Here is a 16,111-nt window from a genome sequence, read left to right as displayed (position 1 = left end):
TACTTGATAGCAATTCTCCTATTTCGTGCTTTGGCACTTATAAGGAAACGTTTCGCGCAGTACATTTTTTCACAAACTCTGTATTTATTTTAACATAAATATTCAGAATACCTTGTAAAATAAAGCGAAAACTAATCAATTTCCAATTTATTGGTAAATTTATGTATGCCAATTTTCATACGAATTTGTAGGTCAAAATGTAGACTTACACTGGCTATTGTTACCTAACAAATTGGGGTACAAATTACACTACAATTTTAATGGATATTAAACCCAGAATACTAGTACACCAACAAAAAATGACCATCAAATTAGCATACAAATTGATAGTCATTTTACATTACATATTTAGTGTTTGTGATAGGAAACGGAACCCGTTATAAAAATAGTCTCTTTTTTTGTTGTCAGGAAATTATAAAATTAGGAGCCTGTGGATAATTTATTTACTGCTTAAGCCACGTCCAGCTCCAGCGCCCGTGCTGTTAGTGGGCTTCCTGATCCTCCTTACGATAAGTCAACATCGAATCGCTACCGCTCTTCGTGTTTCCTTTATCTCATGCGGATAAGTCCAGCCCATACGTCGCTAAACGGGCGCTTCTAGCTTTTGTTCGTTCAGTCTAGTCCATACGTCGCTAAACAGGCACTTGCGCTTTTGGTCTTCTGTGGTATACTGAAAATTAATTCGTTACTCGAAATAAACAGGGGATATATGGAGGGGCATATGAGAAAGTTACATCCTAAATGGCTAGTGGTTATGGCCGTTCTATCTGGTACGTTCACGGTTATTTTAAATAATAGTATGTTAAACCCCACATTACCAAGGTTTATGGATTTGTTTGAGGCTGACGCTGTAGCGGTAGGCTGGATACTTACTATATTCATGGTATCCATGGGTATGATCATGCCTTTAACTGGTTATCTTGGTGATCGCTTTGGAAAGAAGCGTATTTATATAATCGGATTGGCTATTTTTATGATTGGATCACTACTAGGAGCATTGTCTACTAGTCTAGTAATGATTATTATTTCAAGAGCAATCCAGGGAGTAGCAGGTGGCTTAATGATGCCGATTGCTATGGCTCTCATTTTTAATGCCTTCCCAAGAGAAGAACGTGGACTTGCGATGGGGATCTATGGTGTGGTTGCCATGATTGCCCCAGCTATTGGACCAACCATAGGCGGAATAGTTGTTGCCTACTTTTCGTGGCCATTCTTGTTTGTATTTAATGTTCCATTTGCTATAGCTGGTTTACTTTTTTCGGCAAAATACTTAAAATCTACTGCTCAAAATCCCGAACGAAAATTTGATTCTTTAGGATTTATTTTAATTACAACTGGTGTTGGAGCCATACTCTATGCGTTAGGCCGTGGTTCTACCTTAGATTTATTACTATCACCATTGAGTCTTTTTCTTATGATTACAGGTCTTATACTGATCGTGATGTTTGTGAAATATGAAAATAAACAGAAACAGCCATTACTTAAATTAGGGATTTTTAAAATACCAACCTATAGTATTTCGATTGTCGTTACCGCAACCTCCTCAATTGGTCTATTTTCTGGTATCTTCCTACTGCCCCTTCTAATCCAAGAAGTATATGGACTAAGTGAGATTCAAACAGGGCTATTATTTTTACCTGCAGCATTGTTGAGTGGTGTATTTATGACATTAGGTGGGAAAATTCTAGATAAAAAGGGACCTAAATATGTTGTTCCTATCGGATTAGTAATCCTTGGTGGTTTTACCTTAGCTCTTGGCTTTAATACATTATCGACTTCTTTTTGGTTTATTTTGTTAATGAACAGTATTCGCAGTGCAGGACTTGGAATGTGTAATATGCCAGCAACTACAGCCGGAATGAATGCTATTCCAGATGCTCAAGTCGCACAAGGATCTGCTATGAATAACGTTATCAGGCAAATATTTTCATCCTTTGGTATTGTATTTTTTGCCATATACTATGAAGTGCGTCGAGCACAATTAGTTACAAGAGACATCGAGATGCAACAAGCAACATTACATGCATTGAACGAGGCATTCCTGATAGCGGGTGTATGTATATTAGTAGTCGTTCCATTATCCTTTTTATTAAAAGGTACAAAAGAATTGCAACAAAAAGGAGTAGCCTCCTAGATAGATGCTACTCCTTTTTATTATTATTTTTCTTTAAACGAATATGGATCGTAAACATTCGTAATCCCACACCGAAATCAAGTGTTGCAAATAAAGCAAAGATAATTGTGGTGAAATTCCATATCGTTTCTTCTGCACTTTGAACGGCAATATAGGTGAAGAGAATCCCCAATAGGAAATAGACGATCGCCATACCCTTTGGTGTTGTTTTCATAAATGTGCTAGCCTCCAATAAAAATCATTTGTAACTGTTCTAACTCACGCTGCATCCGTTCGATATCTTCGGGTGATAACGAGAATTGTATAATTACTGCCATCGTATTTAATGCCATGTGAACGATTATCGGTACAAGAATTCGTTTTGTCTTTACATACAAAAAGGCAAAAACGAAGCCAATTGCACCATACCTGAGAAGATGTTCAGGCTCCCCGTGTATCAATGCAAAGATTAACGCAGATAATAACGCAGCGATAAAGAAGTTTGTCCGAGTATAAAGTCCACCAAAGATTATCTTACGGAAAATAATCTCTTCTAAAATAGGTGCTACCAATGCGGGAACGACAACAAATATAGGTGCAGCACGTGCGATTTCCATAATCAATTGTGTGTTTTCTGAATTAGCCTCAATATTAAACACCTGCATTTCAATAATACCGGCAAAAATTTGAGCAAAGTAAGCCATAAACACACCTAGAATGGACCATAACACAAGATTTCCTGAACGCTGGTCATTGCGTGAAGGGGTCTTTTTCATATCTGGTTTCATTAAGTATAGTACAACGACTAGTCCTGCAATAAAACTAAAAATGGACCAATAAACAACCGCCTCAAATTGTGTTATAGGAAAAAGTATTAAAAGTATAGGGGAAAAGATGATTCCCGAGAATTGCATAATGATATAGGTTAAAATGACATACCAATATCGCTTTGTCAAAATTAAACGACCCCTTTAAACATTTCATATTTATATAGTTTATGTATCGAATACCTAGTCTATTAGAATTTCTAATATGTATTACGATACCCATTCAAAGTAAAATAGAATGTACTACTAAATATTTTATCATATTTAGTGACGTTGTTATAATAGTATAGCTACTGTGGGTTGTACAAAAAAATATTTTTTCCAAAACTTGTGTTCAATACTTGCAATTTTTCGTTAGATTATTTATTATTAAAATTGGAATTAGCACTCGACACGAACGAGTGCTAATAAAAATAAAAAAATAAAAGATACCGAATTAAGGAGGTTGTCTACATGATTAAACCACTAGGAGATCGCGTTGTTATTGAGCTTGTAGAACAAGAAGAGAAAACAAAAAGCGGGATTGTACTTCCAGACTCTGCAAAAGAAAAACCACAAGAGGGTAAAGTAGTTGCAGTTGGTTCAGGTCGCGTAACAGACAATGGGGAAAAGGTAGCACTTGAAGTTTCAGAAGGAGATCAAATCATCTTCTCAAAATTCGCTGGTACTGAAGTGAAATATGAAGGCACTGAATACTTAATTCTTCGTGAGAATGATATTTTAGCTGTCGTAAGCTAAAAGCAGATAAAGAATATACTTAAGAATAGATTTTAAGGAGGACTTTTAATATGGCTAAAGAAATTAAATTTAGTGAAGACGGTCGTCGCGCAATGCTTCGCGGTGTCGATACATTGGCAGATGCAGTAAAAGTTACACTGGGACCAAAAGGTCGTAATGTTGTTTTAGATAAAAAGTTTGGTTCACCATTAATTACAAATGATGGTGTAACAATTGCTAAAGAAATTGAACTAGAAGATAAATTTGAAAATATGGGTGCACAGTTAGTTTCAGAAGTTGCATCTAAGACAAATGATGTTGCTGGTGATGGTACAACAACCGCAACCGTTCTAGCTCAAGCAATGATTCGTGAAGGATTGAAAAACGTAGCATCTGGTGCTAACCCAGTAGGTGTGCGTCGTGGTATTGAAAAAGCTGTAGAGATTGCAGTAAAAGAACTAAAAGGTATTACAAACCCGATCGAAAGTAAAGAGTCTATTGCACAAGTTGCATCGATTTCTTCTGGTGACAGTGAAGTTGGTAACCTCATCGCTGAGGCAATGGAACGTGTTGGTAATGATGGTGTTATTACAATAGAGGAATCAAAAGGCTTCAACACGGAATTAGAAGTAGTTGAAGGTATGCAGTTTGACCGTGGATATGCTTCCCCTTATATGGTTACTGACCAGGATAAAATGGAAGCTATTCTAGAAGATCCATATATTCTAATTACAGATAAAAAGATCGGTAACATCCAAGAAGTATTACCAGTACTAGAACAGGTTGTACAACAAGGAAAACCAATCTTAATTATTGCAGAAGATGTTGAAGGCGAAGCATTAGCAACACTTGTTGTGAATAAGCTTCGTGGAACATTCAATGCTGTAGCTGTAAAAGCTCCAGGATTTGGTGACCGTCGTAAAGCTATGCTTGAAGACATTGCAACATTAACTGGTGCAGAAGTAATTACAGAAGATCTAGGTCTAGACCTTAAGAGCGCAACAATTGACCAATTAGGACGCGCATCAAAAGTTGTCGTTTCAAAAGAAAATACAACAGTTGTAGAAGGTTCTGGAAACCCAGAAGCAATTTCATCCCGTGTAGCACAAGTTCGTGCACAAGCTGAAGAATCTACTTCTGAATTTGATAAAGAAAAACTACAAGAGCGTCTTGCTAAATTAGCAGGCGGTGTAGCAGTTATCAAAGTTGGTGCTGCAACAGAAACAGAATTAAAAGAGCGTAAACTACGTATTGAAGATGCATTGAACTCAACACGCGCAGCAGTAGAAGAAGGAATTGTTGCTGGTGGTGGTACTGCATATATAAACGTACTTGATAAGATTGGCGCACTAGCACTAGAGGGTGACGAAGCAACAGGTGCAAACATTGTACTTCGTGCACTAGAAGAACCAGTACGTCAAATCGCACACAACGCAGGTCTTGAAGGTTCTATTATTGTAGAACGCTTAAAAGGCGAAGCAGTTGGAATTGGCTTTAACGCTGCAAATGGCGAATGGGTAAACATGGTTGAAGCGGGTATCGTTGATCCAACAAAAGTTACTCGTTACGCACTACAAAACGCAGCATCTGTAGCGGCAATGTTCCTAACTACTGAAGCAGTTGTTGCTGACCTTCCAGAAGATGATAATGCTGGTGGCGGCGGAATGCCAGACATGGGCGGCATGGGTGGCATGGGCGGCATGATGTAAGTTCGCCCTTGGAACCCTTGATATGAATGGGTTTTATGTAAGATGAGAGTGGAATGCTAACATTGAGGTTTTTAACTGAGGCTTCTCATTAGTTCACTGAACTTTTGGGAAGCTTCTTTTTTCATTTCTTGGGTGACATGAAGATAAACATTTTTCGTAATTTGATCGTAGATTTAACACCGCATAGTTTAAGACACACTCATACATCCCTTCTTGCTGAGGCCGGTGTCTCACTCGAACAAATCATGGATCGTCTTGGACATACTGTTAGATCCGCGATAGTCAGCAGTCTTTTCATTCGGTCTCTTACTGTTTTAATCACAATGGGATAACCGAATTGTCGCCTAATTGCTCAATGACTTTATTCTGAACCTTTTTATGCTCTTTCAAAGCTTGCATGACATCTTCATCCACAACAATTTTCCTCCTAGACTTTCCGGTTTTTGGAGGGGCTAATTGATACTCCACGGTATTATTATTTGGTATTATAGTACGTTTTAGTAATGCTTATCGTTTGGTTTAAAATCTATATCCTTCATTTGAGAGCAACCAATTCAATTACTCTAATGCTAGTGTAGGATAGGACAAGAAACATCAGATAATCATGTTCAAGTGCCTTATTTTTAGCTGTTTCTAAAAAATAAAGCAAGCTCTTCTTTTTCAAGATATTTTGGTACTTCCTCTTCTTCCAACTGTTCAATGGTTTTCATATCTTTTTTAATATAAGTAAATTTGCTAGGGTCCTTTTTAATCATGTCTAGTTCTATGCTTTGTGAAAAATCATTCTTACTGTTCGATTGATTCCCTCTCTAGCGCTATCAGAATACCCTTAATTAAGGTTATGTATTTTTGTCTTTCATAACTCTGCACTTTTATTTTGCACTATACAACCGTATCATAAGTAACTGCGGTTTTGATTTGATTTAGACTTGTAAAATAATTTAACATCTAATCGTATATTTTTTTAGATAGGCCTTGTATTGACAAAGGATTCTCTTCTTATGATTGTTAAGAGGGGAATTTTTTTGTTTATTTTATATTCCATTTCTTAAAAAGTTTACTGCAGTTCGTATATTTTTAAAATTTGCTTGAAAATAGGACATATGACGATGCCAATAAAATAAACAAACATATTTTAATATAAGGAAATGGAAGGGCTGTGAAAAGTTAATGTAAAGAAAAGTTGGACAATTTCACTTATTCATTTTTATGATCCGGCCTCTCTTAAATTACTAGAAGAGAATAAACAAATTATTAAAAATAACAGGAGGTGGAATTGTTTGGAGACTATACCACTCGGTTCAATAATCTTGTTAATTATATTATTAGTTTGGTCTGCCTTTTTTGCGGGGGCCGAAACCATATACTCAAGCGTGAATAAAATAAGGTTGAAACAATTTGTAAAGGAAGGGCGATCCGGAAGTAAAAAGGCTCTTAGTATTGCTGAGGATTTTGATAGCATGATATCAGCGGTCTTAGTTGGAAATAATATTACAAATACAGCTGCTGCAACTATATCGGCTCAGATATTTATTGAAACGATTGGTGGTAATTTAGGAGTAATAATAAATACAGTAGTAATGACAGTTATTATTCTTATTTTTGCCGAAGTACTTCCTAAAACCTTGGCGAAAGAAAAGACAGAAACTTTGGCAATATCTTTCTCAGGCATAATGAATATCATAATTAAAATATGTACTCCAATCAATATACTCCTAGCTAAATTAACAGAATATTCATTGAGGTTGTTCAAAGAAGAAAAAGGCTTTTTACCTTCTGTCACTGAAGAGGAAATTAAGTTAATACTGGATATAAGTGAGAAAGAGGGAGTTATTGATAAACTAGAAAGGAAATTAATACTCCGCTCCATGCATTTAGATGAAACGCCTATTAAAGAAATTATGACCCCGCGTATTGATATCGTAGCTATAAATATAAATCAACCTATAGAGGAAATCATCGAGCTATTTTTTGAAAGCCGTTTTTCAAGAGTCCCAGTTTATAAAGAAAGCAATGATAATATTATAGGCATTTTAACAGAAAAAGATTTTTTAAATCATTTAATCACAAATGACAATATTGATATAAGGGAATTATTAAGAGAACCAATATTTATATTAGAATCAATGAAAATCTCATCTATATTACCCCAATTAAAAAAGGAAAAGATCCCAATGGCAATTGTTTTAGATGAATTTAGCGGAACAGCAGGGTTAGTAACATTAAAAGATATTTTAGAGGAAATTGTTGGTGAAATATTGGATGATCGTGATGAGAAAGTGGAGTTAATAACCAAAGTGGGTGAGAATGTTTACACTTTTCATCCTAAATATCAATTGTATAATTTTGCAGAAAAGTTCAATATTCGATTGCCAAAAAGCGACTATTATACATTAGGAGGGTGGATTATAGAGAATCTTGAGACTGTACCTTCTAAAGGAGCTTCTTTTACTTATGAGAATTTAAAAGTGAGTGTTGAGGATGTTGAGGATCGAAGAATCAAAAGAATCAAAGTAGAAATTAAAAGCAATATCAAAGCTGATGATCATACTTCTTAAAATACAAGAAATATTGAATTAATGGTAATTTTCAATTCAACTTAACAATATTGAAGTGTAATTAGTAGCAGTATTATGATGAATCAACATGAATACCAATAAAAAGGTGAAAACTAATACACCGTTTCTGTGAATACAATTTAACATTAATTGTACTTAATGAAATGTAGATAGGTTAGTTGCACTACAGAATGCTTTGCTTGTAAAAGCTAACATTTTGCGAACACAATCCAGTGAATAACGGTCAAATCCCGTTAAAGATGTAACAGGATAGTTTGACAAAACCTTGACATACCGCACTTTTAATACACGTAATAATAGGTATTACACACTCTCATCTTACGGACGGTATGATGTAAGGCTTTTGTTTGAGAAATAGTTAAATCTATTTTGCACTCATTTAAAGATTTGGTCATATAAATGACTTTTTTTAAAAAAATAGACTACTTCATTAAAACAAGGAAGTAGTCTATTTTATGTTATTAAAATTTGCTTAGCAGATAAAACTATCTGATATGCTTTCATTTTAGACTTGATTTTTTATTAGGCAAGAACACCCTAAATGTACTACGAGTTGTGATTGAAAGTTGAACAAAATTTAATAATAAACGTGGCTGTAGAACTTTAGGTATTTATTTTCTTCTTTTCACTTATAAACATTGTAAGTGTAAGTCCTATTAAAGCTAGCACAGCCATCACAATAAATGCATAGGTTGTTCCCCAATATGTGCCAACTTCATATGAAGTGTCCATGGTTGAAGTAGTAACACTAATAATAGTCGAGAGAACGATAATACCGAAAGTCATTCCAAATTGGCGTACAGTATTTACAATGGCAGATCCGTGGGAAATGTCTGCATCCTCCAATGCATTCATACTCACTGTAACAAGTGGCATAAGTGTAAATCCAAAACCGGCCATAAATAAACAAAAATGGGCCATAATCCAGTAAGGCGAACCTTCCATGCCTACGGTGTTCAATAATATTAAAGATGTGAGTGTACACGAAAAGCCAATAAGGATGATTTTCTTACCTCCATAACGATCATATAGATTTCCGGAAATAATTGTTACGATAGATAGAAGGACGGTTCCCGGTACTAGAATAAATCCAGATAAAAATGCACTAGTTTCAAGAACATCCTGTGCAAACATTGGTAGTATTGTCTCCGCAGATAAAAGAAGCATCATATTAATAAAGACAAGAATCATTGCCAAACGAAATGTGGAATTATGAAACAATTTTATATTAAGAACCGGTAAGGATAAAATTATTTGACGGCGCACAAAAATGAAAAGGGTTATAACGCCAATTAATATTGGTATGATGACTTGTTTGTCTGTAAATCCTACTACACTGATACTACTTAAACCAAAAATAAAAAAAGAAAATCCGATTGCAGAAAGTATGATTGAAAAAAGATCTAGCTTCACTTCTTGTTTCTCTAATACATTTCTCATAATAAAAATGGCTAAAATTAAGGTGCCGATTACTATTGGAAGTATCATCCAATGAAGTGAGCGCCAACTGAAAAAATCAATAATCATACCAGAGATTGACGGTGCAGTTGCAGGTGCTACGTTGACAACAGCTCCTAAAAGTCCCATTGCAAACCCTCTTCGTTCATATGGATATACTTTCAATAATATTGCTTGCACCAGTGGTAGAATGATGCCTGCACCAATGGCCTGAACGACTCTTGATAAAATTAAAGTATCAAAGTTTGGTGACAAACCTCCGATTACTGTACCAACTACTAAACATGAAAGTGAAAAAACAACGAGGGTTTTCGCTGTAAAGGTATTCGATAAATACCCTGTCATTGGGATAAAAATAATTGTTGTGAGTAAGAAAGCCGTAGTTAGCCATTGTACTTGAGTTGCATTCACATCAAATTCGTTCATAATCGTTGGATATGCCGTAATTAATAGGAATTGACTAAATGAAAATAAAAACGCTGTTGCTAAGATGACAACAACGATACCTTTATATTCTAATTTTTCCCCCATTCAAGGTTAAAACTCCTTTCATTGAATGCCTTTCCAAAATATAGGCAAAATTGCTTCTACCCGCTGTTCATAGCGTGGTTTATCCGCAAAATAAAGTTCAATTAAACAACCTTCAGCAACTGTAATAAATGAAAGTGCGATTTCTCCTTCATGCTGCGAGAAGTCCAGTTTTTCTTGTCGTATCTTTTCCCTTATATAACGCTTTAACAAGCGTTCAAGCTCAATCAATAAAGTCCCTGTATAGTTGGAAGAGTAATTCTTCAAGTTACTAGGGGGAAAGTACATAATTCGGAGCAAAAACTTTAACTCTTTATTCTTTTTACTTTCAGTCAAGAACCAATAAAAAAAGGATTGGACTGTTTTTTCAAGTGGTTCTTGACGATGGTCATGAAAGAAACTTACGATTGTGTGCTTTCCGGATTTTATAGAATGCATTAAGACTGCATAGAAAATGTCTTCTTTACTTCTATAATGGGTATATATTGAAGCTTTTTTAATGCCTACATCATTTGCGATTTGATTTAACGAAAATGAATCGTAATCATAATCGGCTAAATAACGAAGGGCTACATCACGTATTTTAATTGAAGTGACCATTTAATCCTCCCTACCAGTAGGTAGGTTTATTGTTACATAATATATTTCATAGGTCAACAACATTCCAAAAGCCCATTATATAGACAATCTTAACGCGATTTATGTTTAAAAGAAGCTTTATGTAATCTAAAGGTGAAATAAGGGAGAAAGGGATCAGTTTTTGCAAAATTGCCGAAGAATTAAACATATTAAGATCTATGGTTAAGGGATGGACAGAGGCGAAATTAACAGATATAGATAACTTGACAACCTTCTTATTTTTTAATCAATAGGTCAATTTGGTGGAATGATTTCTTAAAATAAAATAACTTAGTAAATAGATTAGCTTATTAAATCTTTGGTGTAACTAATTGATAGTTCAGCGTATTATAAAAGGGAAATGAACAGTGCCAACAGAGTGAAATTAAATTGAAAACTCATTTGAAATTTTTTCGTCTCAAACCCGATATCATTAATTTTATTAATGATATCGGAAATATTTGTTAAATTACTATGGAACGTTACTCAACCATTTTCAGTTTCTAAATTAACTTTTACTAAAATAATGGTGATGCCTACTCGGTTCATACTCCACGTTTGTTACCCCAGATCAGGGCATGAACTTGAGGTAGAACACGAACATGATTCAGTTTGTTTGATGCAACCACCTTATCAATAAGCCATTCATATTCATTTAAAAGTTTACTTGCAAGCTTAGAGGCATCCTTTTCTTTTAGATCATCATTTCCAACTTGGAGAAAAAAAGGAACCTTAGGATAGCGTTCGTGAGCTTCTTCTGCATAAGTTAAATCCTCATCGTTAAAAATGACGACTTTTAAACTAGTATTTTTAAGTCGGTTATTAATTTTTAAATGTGCGATAATAGAGTCTAGAATTTCCCAATCCGTATTCATCTTTGAACTTGGAGGTTTGGGAGAAATCGTCAAATCATCGATCGTAAGAAACCACTCCTGCCAGCGGCTACCTTGTGTTTCCAGAGCAACCTCTATATTTAATTCATGCAATGCTTGTATTAGTTCACTGAGATTTGCTAAAAGTGCTGGATTTCCCCCTGAGATGGTTACGTGATCAAATCTGTCACCCCCAGTTTGTTGGAGTCGTGTGATAATTTGGTCGGCAGTCAACCTCTCAATCTCTTCTTTTGTACTTCCGTCCCAGGTGAAGGCGGAGTCACACCAAGAGCAACTGTAATCGCAGCCAGCGGTTCTTACAAACATTGTTTTTCGACCAACAACCATTCCTTCTCCTTGAATGGTTGGTCCGAAGATTTCAAGTATAGGAAACTTATTCATTAATCATCCACTCCCGTCTTGCTTCGGCATAACTTGTTGGCGTTTCATAAAGTTTGACGAATTCTACTCGGCTTTTATTTGGTTTGTTACGTAGTGCTTTCTCCATTTTTTCATATAGCCAAACAACCATATTTTCGGCAGTAGTATTCATGTTTGGTAGGGTATCATTCAAATAGCGATGGTCAAGATGGATTTCAATTTGTTCCTTCCAAATGTTTTTAATATCGCCAAAGTCAATGACTATTCCAATCTCATCCACATAACCACTGATACCAAAAATGACTTTATACGTATGCCCATGTAAGTTTTTGCACTTGCCTTCATATGAATGGAGGTGGTGGGCAGCATCAAACGTAAATTCTTTACTTACTATCACCCGTTTTCGATGATACTTTAGTTCATAACGTTTAATGTCTTTGTCTATTTTCTGCAAGTTCTCTACGATGGTAAATCCGTACATTAGGAATTCTCCTTTTTAAGTTGTTGCAGATACGTATCCAGTCCATTTTTACGTAACTTACATGAAGGGCACTCTCCACATCCATCACCACGGATCCCGTGATAACAGGTTAGAGTTTTTTCACGAATATAGTTGAAGGCGTCCAGCTGATCTGCAAGACCCCATGTTTCTGCTTTGTCGAGCCACATTAACGGCGTGTGTATAACGAACTGATCATTCATGGATAGGTTTAGGGTTACGTTTAGTGATTTAACAAAAACATCACGGCAGTCTGGGTAACCGCTAAAGTCTGTTTCGCATACCCCAGTAATAATGTGCTTTGCCCCAATTTGTTTTGCCAAAATAGTGGAAAAAGATAGAAAGAGCAGATTACGTCCAGGTACAAATGTGGAAGGTAAGTCCCCATTCACTCCATCTTTCACTTCAATTTCATCACGTGTCAAAGCATTAGGAGCTAATTGACTTAAAAGGGACATGTCTAACACATGATGTCGTACATTCAGATCATTAGCAATCTCTTTTGCTATTTCAATTTCTTCTTTGTGACGTTGATTGTAATCGAATGTCACCACTTCTACTTGATCATACTTTTTTAGAGCCCAAAATAAACAGGTGGTACTATCCTGACCACCGCTAAATACGACGACAGCTTTATTATTTTTTTCCATAAAAAAATCCTCCTTCCAAATAGAAAAGAGAATCCTACTCACCCAAAAAACGTAAAAAACCATACCTATAAGGCAGGTACAGTTCCAACCTTAGTTTTTTATAGAGGGTGTAGCTAGAACCTCTGCTGCAATGTTGCAGACTTTTTATAAACTTCATTATGTATTATAACATACAAAGCTGATAAATATTTATGCATTAAGACGTCATTTATCTTGGGTAAGTGGAAGCTCTGTTCCAAATGATGTACAGTTGGCAAAAGCGGGTGTTGAAGAATTTGATAAATTAGTTTAAAAAGAGCAGATCACATTGTTCTTTCAGGAGGAATAATAATAGCAGGTAACCGAGGAGTAGTTTATAACGGGCTGGCGGTGTTACAGTTCAAGGCATTGAATACCCAGATGGTGTTAAAGGATACCCCTGGTGTTCCGGCAGCCAATGTGGAACGTAAGTGCGAACATGGTGTGAAACAGGGTTGGGCAAAAGCACAATACGTTTGTGACCGGCCAGAACCCAGCAAAAAAATATAATTAGAATTTAATCAAATTAACACTTTCGGATCATGCTGACATAAGGTTAAAAGAGACTTCTCAATGAGTTTCCAAACTCTAGAGCAGTCTCTTTTTTGGCAGATAAGAAAGTATAAAACTTTCTTATCTGCATAAGTGCAACTAGGTCATTCGCCATAAAGACTTGGACTCCAGAGCATAAGGGACTCTAAGAAAGCAAAGTTCGCTTACTAAGATTCCCTTTAACGAACGCCAAGTTTTCTAATCTTTTCTCAGCTTAAAGTTTCAAAGTTAGATTTATAAAATTCTTATAGAAAAAAGCTTAGTTAAGGATACCTCCAACTAAGGGTAATAATTTCCCAATGCGCTGATCTACTATCTTCTATAAAACATCGGTTAACTCAGTGTCTGAATGAATCGAGATTAATACTACTGCTTTTTCATCTCCGATATTTTTTACAAAGTGTGGAACACTTGCATTCCAGCTAAAGGAGTCACCCTTTTCAACAATAGCACAATCTTCTCCTTGTTCAGCTAGGATTATTCCCTCCAATACTAGATGGCATTCTTCACCTTCGTGGGCATGTGGCTCCCCTATCGTTGCCCCTGGTGGGAATTCTACAATCATCATTCTTAATCCACCTTTTGAGGTTAGATGCTCGATTTTCAGGTTATTAAAAGTTGATTTTGATCTTGAATCTTGGCGGACTACATGCATATGTTGCTTTTTTTCCAGAAGTAAGTAAGGCAAGGGAACTCCGAGAAATGAAGCTATTGTATTTAATGTACTAATTGAAGGGGAAGTATTATTGTTTTCAATATTACTAATGAATCCCTTTGAAAGGTCGGTTCCTTCACACATTTGTGCAATGGTAATTTTTTTTCTTTTGCGAATCACGCGAATTTTAGTTCCAATATCCAGTTTAATCACCTCCAATGTTCACTTATAAACACATATTTATATATTAGCAAAAATAACATTGACAAGCTATAACCTAATTTGTTATCTTATGAGTAACAAATATTCATATTTGAAAACATATTTTTTACTCATAAAGTTTACAAATAAGAATATTTTATATCTATATAGATTAAATTTATTTTTAATAGTATTTTATATATAGAATTTACGATGAAAGGGGAATTAGATTTGAATTCACCAATGATTTATGAAGTCCGTAAACCATCTCAAATGGAACCAAATAAAAAATATCCAGCCTTATTTTTATTCCATGGAATCGGGAGTAATGAACAGGATATGCTGTCTATAGTAGATGGGCTTGAGGATCATTTTTATATTTTTAGTGTTAGAGGTCATTTATCACAACCACCGGGTTACGCTTATTTTACAATTCAGGGATATGGAAAACCGCATAGAGAAGTATTTGATCATGGAATCAATCAACTGCAAAACTTTATTGATTATGCAGTAGAGCAGTATCAAGTGGATAATAACCATTTGTACTTATTAGGATTTAGTCAGGGTGCAATTGTATCTATGACGCTAGGACTTGCGTTAGGAAATAAAATAAAGGGGATTGTAGCTTTAAGTGGATATATTCCTGATTTCGTCAAGGAAGATTACAACATCAAACCAGTTGAGCAACTTTCTTTATTTATCTCACATGGTAAATTTGACAACATTCTACCATATGAATGGGGAGTTGAAAGTAAAAAGTTTTTTAATAGCATACATGCTCAATCAACCTTTAAAACCTACTCAGAAGGACATACAGTTTCATTAGAAAATAAACAAGATTTTACGAATTGGCTGCTTGGAGATTTAGCCGAAGATTAGATTAGGGAGGAATGACACATGCTACCATCTTTATTTGTTGCACACGGAGCACCATTATTAGCCATTGAGAATAATGAGTATACACAGTTTTTAGAGCAATTAGGTACGGAATTCTCGAAGCCAAAAGCTGTTGTATTGTTTTCAGCACACTGGGAATCACAAACTCAAAAAGTGAGTAAGGTAGATGAATTTGAAACAATTTATGATTTTGGTGGTTTTCCAGCGGCATTATATAGCATGAAGTATCCTGCCATTGGGGATCATTCCGTTACAAAAGAAATAGAAGAGGTGTTTCAAAAACAAGAAATACCTTATGATTTAGATACAAATCGTGGTTTAGACCATGGAGCATGGGTAGTTCTAAAAATGATCTATCCAAGTGTAGATGTTCCGGTTATATCAATGTCTGTTAACCCAAACTTATCACCAATGGAGCAATATAATATTGGAAAGTCTCTATCCAAATTAAGAGAACAAGACATCTTAATTATCGCAAGCGGCGGTACAGTTCATAACTTAGGAGCATTAAAAATGGGTAAAGATGATGGAACGATAGATCCATGGGCGCAAGAGTTTGATACATGGTTAGAGGAACAATTAACAAAATGGAATATAGATGCTCTTATCAACTATAACGCCTTAGCTCCAAGTGCTGAATTAGCAGTACCACCTTATGGTAATGAACATTTTATTCCCATTTTTTATGCGATGGGAGCAGCAGACGGTGATAAGAGTGCAAAATTATTACACCGAAGTTATCGATATGGCAATCTTAGTCACAGCGTTTGGCAATTCGGGGAATCACAATAATTTAGTTTAAAATAACATATTTCAAAAAACAAATAGGGGGATTAT

General features: G+C 35.4%; 15 protein-coding genes and 2 pseudogenes. 8 read left to right on the top strand and 9 right to left on the bottom strand.

The annotated features are described in order from the left end of the window. Nucleotides 1-721 precede the first annotated feature (721 nt). Nucleotides 722-2,134: an MDR family MFS transporter gene (locus ACFQ3N_RS11230; RefSeq protein ID WP_390362433.1), complete on the top strand. Its 1,413-nt coding sequence runs from the start codon at nt 722-724 to the stop codon at nt 2,132-2,134. Nucleotides 2,135-2,141: 7 nt separating this feature from the next. Here the strand turns inward: ACFQ3N_RS11230 and ACFQ3N_RS11225 are convergent, their stop codons facing one another. Beyond that, a complete protein-coding gene (locus tag ACFQ3N_RS11225; protein ID WP_390362431.1) occupies nt 2,142-2,348 on the bottom strand; it encodes a YdiK family protein in 207 nt (68 codons plus the stop codon). A gap of 7 nt (nt 2,349-2,355) precedes the next feature. Continuing rightward, on the bottom strand, nt 2,356-3,069 hold the full coding sequence (locus ACFQ3N_RS11220; RefSeq protein WP_390362429.1) for a CPBP family intramembrane glutamic endopeptidase: 714 nt from the start codon (nt 3,067-3,069) through the stop codon (nt 2,356-2,358). Between the two features lie 324 nt (nt 3,070-3,393). On the opposite strand from ACFQ3N_RS11220, the gene groES reads away from it, so the two are divergent. From groES to ACFQ3N_RS11205, 3 genes and pseudogenes are all read left to right on the top strand, one after another. Then, nucleotides 3,394-3,678, top strand: coding sequence for a co-chaperone GroES (gene groES / locus ACFQ3N_RS11215; RefSeq protein ID WP_390362427.1), 285 nt, complete (start codon nt 3,394-3,396; stop codon nt 3,676-3,678). A gap of 50 nt (nt 3,679-3,728) precedes the next feature. After that, entirely contained in the window at nt 3,729-5,366 is a 1,638-nt protein-coding gene (gene groL, locus ACFQ3N_RS11210) for a chaperonin GroEL (protein WP_390362425.1), read from the top strand. 170 nt (nt 5,367-5,536) lie between these two features. Then, a pseudogene (locus tag ACFQ3N_RS11205) lies at nt 5,537-5,629 on the top strand (tyrosine-type recombinase/integrase); the annotation flags it as partial. A 360-nt stretch (nt 5,630-5,989) separates the two neighbouring features. Here the strand turns inward: ACFQ3N_RS11205 and ACFQ3N_RS11200 are convergent. Continuing rightward, nucleotides 5,990-6,121, bottom strand: a complete 132-nt coding sequence (locus ACFQ3N_RS11200) for a hypothetical protein (protein WP_390362423.1) — start codon at nt 6,119-6,121, stop codon at nt 5,990-5,992. Between the two features lie 525 nt (nt 6,122-6,646). Between ACFQ3N_RS11200 and ACFQ3N_RS11195 the strand changes: the two genes are divergently transcribed. After that, on the top strand, nt 6,647-7,924 hold the full coding sequence (locus ACFQ3N_RS11195; protein ID WP_390362421.1) for a hemolysin family protein: 1,278 nt from the start codon (nt 6,647-6,649) through the stop codon (nt 7,922-7,924). 624 nt (nt 7,925-8,548) lie between these two features. Here ACFQ3N_RS11195 and ACFQ3N_RS11190 read toward each other — a convergent pair. The 5 genes from ACFQ3N_RS11190 to queC form a co-directional block, all read right to left on the bottom strand. Continuing rightward, a complete protein-coding gene (locus ACFQ3N_RS11190) occupies nt 8,549-9,934 on the bottom strand; it encodes a DHA2 family efflux MFS transporter permease subunit (RefSeq protein WP_390362419.1) in 1,386 nt (461 codons plus the stop codon). An 18-nt stretch (nt 9,935-9,952) separates the two neighbouring features. Beyond that, nucleotides 9,953-10,531, bottom strand: coding sequence for a TetR/AcrR family transcriptional regulator (locus ACFQ3N_RS11185; protein ID WP_390362417.1), 579 nt, complete (start codon nt 10,529-10,531; stop codon nt 9,953-9,955). 563 nt (nt 10,532-11,094) lie between these two features. Further along, the gene (gene queE, locus ACFQ3N_RS11180; RefSeq protein WP_390362415.1) at nt 11,095-11,823 is read right to left on the bottom strand and encodes a 7-carboxy-7-deazaguanine synthase QueE; all 729 of its coding nucleotides are present in this window, start codon (nt 11,821-11,823) and stop codon (nt 11,095-11,097) included. Further along, nucleotides 11,816-12,283: a 6-carboxytetrahydropterin synthase QueD gene (gene queD / locus ACFQ3N_RS11175; RefSeq protein ID WP_390362413.1), complete on the bottom strand. Its 468-nt coding sequence runs from the start codon at nt 12,281-12,283 to the stop codon at nt 11,816-11,818. Before queD ends, queE begins: the two co-directional genes overlap by 8 nt. After that, complete coding sequence (gene queC, locus ACFQ3N_RS11170) at nt 12,283-12,951, bottom strand: 7-cyano-7-deazaguanine synthase QueC (protein WP_390362411.1); 669 nt, start codon at nt 12,949-12,951, stop codon at nt 12,283-12,285. The genes queD and queC overlap by 1 nt, the downstream gene beginning before the upstream one ends. A gap of 330 nt (nt 12,952-13,281) precedes the next feature. Between queC and ACFQ3N_RS11165 the strand changes: the two are divergent. Continuing rightward, nucleotides 13,282-13,416: pseudogene (locus ACFQ3N_RS11165) on the top strand (formaldehyde dehydrogenase, glutathione-independent); the annotation flags it as partial. A gap of 424 nt (nt 13,417-13,840) precedes the next feature. On the opposite strand, the gene ACFQ3N_RS11160 reads toward ACFQ3N_RS11165, so the two are convergent. Continuing rightward, nucleotides 13,841-14,380, bottom strand: coding sequence for a helix-turn-helix domain-containing protein (locus ACFQ3N_RS11160; RefSeq protein WP_390362437.1), 540 nt, complete (start codon nt 14,378-14,380; stop codon nt 13,841-13,843). A 228-nt stretch (nt 14,381-14,608) separates the two neighbouring features. On the opposite strand from ACFQ3N_RS11160, the gene ACFQ3N_RS11155 reads away from it, so the two are divergent. Both ACFQ3N_RS11155 and ACFQ3N_RS11150 read left to right on the top strand, forming a co-directional pair. Further along, nucleotides 14,609-15,256 (top strand): alpha/beta hydrolase, encoded by a 648-nt coding sequence (locus ACFQ3N_RS11155; protein ID WP_390362409.1) that lies wholly within the window; start codon nt 14,609-14,611, stop codon nt 15,254-15,256. A gap of 18 nt (nt 15,257-15,274) precedes the next feature. Beyond that, a complete protein-coding gene (locus ACFQ3N_RS11150) occupies nt 15,275-16,066 on the top strand; it encodes a dioxygenase family protein (protein ID WP_390362407.1) in 792 nt (263 codons plus the stop codon). Nucleotides 16,067-16,111: the final 45 nt, after the last annotated feature.

Origin of the sequence: Virgibacillus byunsanensis, assembly GCF_042675965.1 — a bacterium.
GTDB lineage: Bacteria > Bacillota > Bacilli > Bacillales > Amphibacillaceae > Virgibacillus_R > Virgibacillus_R byunsanensis.
Note: the sequence above shows the minus strand (reverse complement) of the source record. Positions and strands in the feature narration are given on the sequence as shown.